Annotated in this window: 3 protein-coding genes and 1 pseudogene; 3 read left to right on the top strand and 1 reads right to left on the bottom strand. The window is 60.9% G+C overall.

Annotation, left to right across the window (positions count from 1 at the left end):
- Positions 1-116 (bottom strand): histidine phosphatase family protein (locus D3H34_RS32925; RefSeq protein ID WP_205736871.1); only part of this gene is annotated, 116 nt, incomplete at its 3' end.
- 89 nt (positions 117-205) lie between these two features.
- Here D3H34_RS32925 and D3H34_RS32920 point away from each other — a divergent pair.
- The 3 genes and pseudogenes from D3H34_RS32920 to D3H34_RS32910 form a co-directional block, all read left to right on the top strand.
- Positions 206-613, top strand: coding sequence for a rhodanese-like domain-containing protein (locus tag D3H34_RS32920; RefSeq protein WP_119558890.1), 408 nt, complete (start codon positions 206-208; stop codon positions 611-613).
- 48 nt (positions 614-661) lie between these two features.
- Entirely contained in the window at positions 662-919 is a 258-nt protein-coding gene (grxC, locus tag D3H34_RS32915) for a glutaredoxin 3 (RefSeq protein WP_119558889.1), read from the top strand.
- A gap of 117 nt (positions 920-1036) precedes the next feature.
- A pseudogene (locus tag D3H34_RS32910) lies at positions 1037-1108 on the top strand (protein-export chaperone SecB); the annotation flags it as partial.

The following is a 1108-nucleotide window of genomic DNA, read 5'->3' as shown; positions in this document are numbered from 1 at the left end:
GCGTTCTTCGCCTGTTCGACACCGGTGGGTGTCAAATCCACATCGGTCCAGCCGGTGAAGCGGTTTTCGAGGTTCCAGGTGGATTCACCGTGGCGGATCAGAACGAGCTTGAACATGGGGTCCCTTAAGACGACAAAGCAGGAGATGACGGGAGGTCAAAGTCTGCCATTCTAAAATTGACCGGTTTGCCAACCCAAGGAATGACGTGAATTTCATCATCGATAACTGGTATTTAATTTTGCTGGCGCTGGTTTCCGGCGCAATGCTGCTCGCTCCGCTGGCCAAAGGCGGCGCCGGCGGCACGCTTTCGGCCGCGAATGCGGTGCAACTGATCAACCGCGAGAAGGCCGTGGTGATCGACGTCTGCGAGACCGAGGAATTTGCCGCGGGCCATGTGAACGGCGCGCGCAACGTGCCTCTGGGCGAGCTGCAGGAGCGCCTGCCCGGCATCGTGAAGAACAAGGCCCTGCCGGTGATCCTGGTCTGCGCCAGGGGTCAGCGCGCGCAGCGCGCCGAAGGCATTGCCAGGAAGCTCGGCTATCCCCGGGCCCAGGCGCTCGCGGGCGGCATGAAGGCCTGGCGCGAAGCCAACCTGCCGGTTGAAAAAGGCTGAAGCAGCCCCCATTTCCGGGCATTGTCCCCTTTGAAGAGAGAACTCCCGATGCAAGCTGTGAAGATGTACACCACTGCCGTCTGCCCTTACTGCATCCGTGCAAAGCAGATCCTGAAGTCCAAGGGCGTGGAACAGATCGAGGAAATCCGCATCGACATGGATCCGGCTGCGCGTGACTACATGATGCAGACCACGGGCCGTCGCACGGTGCCGCAGATCTTCATCGGCGCGACCCATGTGGGCGGCTGTGACGACCTGATCGCGCTCGACGCGCAGGGCGGCCTGCAGCCTCTGCTGGCGGGCTGATCGGTTGCGGCCGCGTCCGCGGCTGCATAATGCTTTTCCCAAGTGCCTGCTGCGGGAGCGTCTCCCGGGCGGGCTTTGTTTTGATTCCGGTTCGTTTAAGTGAGAAAGACCGACGCCATGGCCGACCAAGAAAATCCCGTATTCCAGATTCAGCGCGTTTACCTCAAGGATTTGTCGCTCGAGCAGCCC

It is taken from the genome of Acidovorax cavernicola (genome assembly GCF_003581445.1).
The sequence above is the reverse complement of the archived record's forward strand: the minus strand, read 5'-3'. Positions and strand labels throughout refer to the sequence as shown.